Annotated in this window: 2 protein-coding genes and 1 pseudogene; all 3 read left to right on the forward strand. The window is 71.7% G+C overall.

Annotated features, from left to right (window positions below; translation table 11 throughout):
• Positions 1–701, forward strand: a pseudogene (locus tag G020_RS15435) (type VI secretion system tip protein VgrG); the annotation flags it as partial.
• Positions 698–1495 (forward strand): DUF4123 domain-containing protein, encoded by a 798-nt coding sequence (locus G020_RS0114370; protein ID WP_024330078.1) that lies wholly within the window; start codon positions 698–700, stop codon positions 1493–1495. The pseudogene G020_RS15435 and the gene G020_RS0114370, both read left to right, overlap by 4 nt.
• A 45-nt stretch (positions 1496–1540) precedes the next feature.
• The coding region (locus G020_RS0114375; protein WP_024330079.1) for a toxin VasX at positions 1541–4650 on the forward strand (3110 nt) is incomplete at its 3' end.

Genomic DNA, 4650 nt, shown 5'->3' on the forward strand with positions numbered 1-4650 from the left:
AGACCCGCTCCGTGCTGCGCACCCGCAGCCACCAGGCCGACGGCTACAACGAGCTGCGCTTCGACGACGCCCGCGACGCCGAACAGATCCACCTCCACGCCCAGCGCGACCTCGACCTGATCACCCGCAACGACCGCAGCGAGACCATCGAACGCCACAGCCATCTCGGCGTCCACGGCGATCGCCTCGCCGAGGTCCGCGGCAACGAACACCTCACCGTCCAGGGCGAACGCCGCGAACACACCGCCGCCGACCAGCACCTCACCGTCGACGGCACCCTGCACCAGCGCTTCGGCACCGCCCAGCTCGTCGAGTCCGGACGGGAGATCCACCACGCCGCCGGCACGAAGATCGTCCTCGACGCCGGCGCCGAGATCACCCTCAAGGCCGGCGGCAGCTTCATCAAGATCGACCCCTCGGGCGTCACCGTCAATGGCCCGAACGTCCGCCTCAACTCCGGCGGCAGCCCCGGCTCCGGCAACGCCCAGCAGGCGCAGATGCCCGAACTGCCCGGGCACGTACTCCCGGGAACAGCCGACGGGGTCGCGGAAAGCGGACCCGATGCCTTGCTCGCCCATCGGCTGGACCAGGCCAGCAGGGAACATCAGCCGCTGGTGGAACCCTGCCCCGAACCGGCCGAAGGGGAACCGTGTCCGCTCGGCGATGACTGCCCCTGCGACCGACAAGGGGACAGGACATGAGCGAGCGGGTGCAGGCACCCGGGCTCTCCGGGGTATGGGCGGCGCAAAAGGAACACGCGGCCTGGCTGGTACTCGATCAGGCGCCGAGCACGCTCCGGCGCGTGTACGAGCTTGACGATGCGCCCGAGGTGGAATGGCTGTTCCGCGAGACACGCTACGCAGCGCTGGAGGATCGCAGCCCGCTCCTTGTGCGGACCCGCCCGGATACACCCCTGTGGCAGGCGTTCGCCGAGGCCCGCGGTGAACCGCCCATGGCGGGTATTCTTCTGCGCACCACCACCAGCCCCGACGACCTGGTGGCCCACCTTCGGCATCGGCTCGAGGCAGCCATCGGACCGAACCGTCGGGCGCTGCTGCGCTTCCAGGACCCATGGGTCGCCTCGGCGCTGTTCGCCGACGAGTCCGGCGCGGCCCAGTGGCTGGGGCCGATCGACGGCGTCTTCTGGTTTGGCGGCACCTTCGCCGAGCGGGCGGCAAACGGGCCCATCTGGCATGGGCTCACCCGGACACCCGACGAGGCGGGCGAGCCGGCCGGGGCGGACGCTCCCCCCGTACCACTGACGCCCGAGCAACGCACCGCCCTGCAAACCCTCGCCGAACAACAGGCCCTCTGGCGCGAGACCGGCCAGCACGTGCCACTGGATGCCAGCGAGCCGGCCGATGCCGGGGCCTTCCTCCGGGCGCTGGACGAGGCCGGGCGCCTCGCCATCCCGGAGAACCAGCGGGTACACCACCTGGTCCGGCAGCTTGCGCGGCCGGCGGCACCGCCGCCGGAACCGCACCCGCCCGCCTGACCCGGTCACGGAAGACCACTCCAGCCCTTCGGAGACACCACACGGATGAGCCAGGGAACACCGAACAACATCGCCTGCGAAGGCAGCAAGCTTTTCATCCAGGTCATGGGCCGGGAACACCCGGACGGCCAGCGCCTCGAGATCGTCGACAGCCGCACCCGGGATCCCATCGACGCCTTTGGCGACGCGGACACGGAATCCCTCGAGGACCCGGTCAGCGAACTGCACCAGTGGTGCTGGCCGGAGGAGCGCCGGCAGGAACGGGCCGATGCGCAGCTGGTGATCGAGCGCGAGGACGGCGGCGACATGCACGTGCCGCTGCTCGAACAGCTCTTCCACACCAGCCGCCGCATGAGGCTCCAGGAGAACATCATCCAGCCCGTGCTTCCCATGGCACTGTGGAACGAACTCGGGCGCGACCAGCGGCACGCCCTGCCGCTCCGGGCCGGGTTTCTCTACATCTTCCTCGGCGGCCGGCTCTGGCGCGAGCTGGAAGTCGGCCCCGATGACGAAGCCGGGCACCTGCGGCTCCGCGACATCGACCTGGCCGATCACCGCGACAACGACGGGAACTGGCAGGACGACCGGCGCCCCGCCGCCGGGGTCGCGCTGGAGGAACTCTGGCTGCCGCGCCAGGCCAGCGGGCGCCGGCTTTCCCGGGAGCTGCGCATGGCCTTCTCCGAGGTGCAGTGGAGCGCCGCGCGTCTGCGGCACCTCGAGGCGGACGACACCGCACGCAGCCGGCGCTGTCGCCAGGTGGGGTTTTCGCAGTCCCGGTGGCCCTCGCCCGGCAGCCTGTACCCCCTGGAGGACGCCACGCCCATGGGGCCGCGCATCCCGCTCGCCGAGACACGGACTGCCCAGCCTCAAGTATTCCTCCGGGAGCTCGACGGCAAGGCCATGCAGCGACTGCACGAACGGGCCGGCCGCGAGGCCGACGAACTGGATGACCCCGCCGAAGCAGGCGAGGCGGTGCATGAAGGCACGGCCGCCCCGGTGCCCTACGCCGACGAGAGTGACACGCTGTACCTGCAGGCCGCCGCCCGGCTGCAGGTAACACACGAGCGCCTGGCCGAGAGCGACCCCGAGATCGAGCCCCCGGACGCCCTTCTGTGGGAAGGCTTCGAGCCGGTCGACGACAGCCTCGAGCCGGCCCGCGAACGCGACATACCGGGCCTGGTCCTGCCGGACCCGCTGTTCGACCTGCGCCACGCGCTCTCCGGCTGCCGCAGCAGCCTGGAATACCTGCGGCGCATCCATGCCCGCGCCGCCGGGGAGCCCTTCTTCGAGTGCGCGGCCCTGGTCAACCAGGCCATCCTGCCGAGCGAACACGCCGGGGGCGAACCCAACCCCCTGCACGGATTCGCCGATCGCGCCGACCTCGCCCCGGATGGCGAGCTGCACCGCGTCCTGCGCACCCGGCAGCGCCGCCTTGCCCGCGAACAGCTGGCCACCTTCCAGACACGTCTGCACGCGCAGCTGCTCGAACCGGACAGTGTCGCCGCCCTCGCCGACCTGTTCAGCCTTGAGGGGTCCGACTACCTCGGCGCCTACGCCCTGGCCGCGGACCTGCTCGAGGCCCTGCGCGAAGCCCCGGAACAGGCCGACCCGCTGCACACTACTCCCGCAGACTCCGGGCTCCACTCCCCGCGCCGGTTCGTCATCGACCTGCTGCGCGGCCCGGGTGCACTGCACGCCATGCTGTTCCCCGACGAGGACGCATCACCGCTGGACCAGCCCCTGGTCCTGCCCGAAGACGAACCCAACCCCGGCAACGGCCATGTCCGACTCCGCGCCCTCGCCCGCCTGGCCGATGCCGCGCCGCCGGAAGAGGCCGACGACGTCCAGCTCCCGGAAACCGCCATGCTCGCCGCGTTCGCCAGGACCGAGGAGTTCCCCCTCAGCCGCGAACTCAAGCGCTGGGCCGGGGCCGTCGACCTGGTCATCGGGCGCATCGCCGAACACGCCGCGTTGCTCGCCGAGCAGGGCGCCGCCGGGGCCATGGCACTGCCCATGGCCCGGCTGGCCCGCGCCGCGCTGCCGAACGAGCTGGGCGGGGTGGTCGCCACCGAACGCGGCCGCGTGGGATCGGGGCAGGTGCTGCTGGGCGTACGCGACCCCGGCGGCGACCTCGTCAACGGCCTGACCGACGCCGAACGCAAGGCCACCCGGGACGGCCCCCGGGCCGCCGCCCGTCATGCCTTCGAGGGCGCCGTACGCGAGGCCTCCGGCCGCGTGCTGACCCCCGAGCACACCCGGCGCCTCACCGACGCCGCCGAAAAGGCCGGCCAGATGCACCTGGCGGTACTGGTGGCCGATCGCGACTCCAACGCCGCACGCGTGGCGCGCCGCGTCCGCGCACAGGCCAGCGTCGCCGACGCCGCCGACACCCTGCGCCTGCCCTACCTGATCATGGCGATCGAGGCGTTCAATCTGCGGCAGGAAGTGCGGGCACTACGGGATCAGACTGAAGCCACACAAACCATGAGCGGCTTCGCAACCGCCATGTACGACCTCGCCGTCGCCTCGGCCAAGGCCGTCGAGTTCCACGGCGAGCGCCACAACCGCCTGCAGCAACTGCGCGCCGAGGTCATCAGCCGGCACCTGCCGCTCGGTGACGCACTGGTCCGTTCCCAGGTCAGCTTCATTTCTGAACTGGGCGCGCGCCTGAAGGGCACCATTACTGTAGTGAACTTCTTCGGCTTCGTCGGTGGCGTCGCCAGCGCCGCGCTGCTCGGCCGCGATGCCCTCACCCGGTTCGATCAGGGCAATACCGCCGCCGGGACCGCGCTCGCCCTCGCGGCCGCCAGTACCCTGGTGGTCGCCGGGTCCGTGCTGGTCAAGACCAGCCCCCTGTGGCTCGGCCTCGGCCCCGTCGGCTGGATCGCCCTCGGCATCGCGCTGGCCGCCACCCTCGCCGCCACCCTCTTCTCCGATACCGAGATCGAACAGTGGCTGGCCCTCGGCCCCTTCGGCCCCCGCAACACCGACGCGCAGCCCTGGAGCCACGACCCGCAGGCCGCCTACGAGCGCCTCGTCACCCTGCTCGCCAACATCCGCATCCGTGTCGAACCCGTGTCCGAGGTCACGGCGCACTCCCTGCTGCGCCACTCCGCCGCGCACCCGCCCGCCCTCGAGCCGGACTCGGCGGGGCA

It is taken from the genome of Thioalkalivibrio sp. ALR17-21 (assembly GCF_000420185.1).
Taxonomy (GTDB): domain Bacteria; phylum Pseudomonadota; class Gammaproteobacteria; order Ectothiorhodospirales; family Ectothiorhodospiraceae; genus Thioalkalivibrio; species Thioalkalivibrio halophilus.

What these genes read in the sequence shown, in the direction of transcription:
- G020_RS0114370 (WP_024330078.1), top strand. Translation starts at nt 698, where the DNA reads ATGAGCGAGCGGGTGCAGGCACCCGGGCTCTCCGGGGTATGGGCGGCG.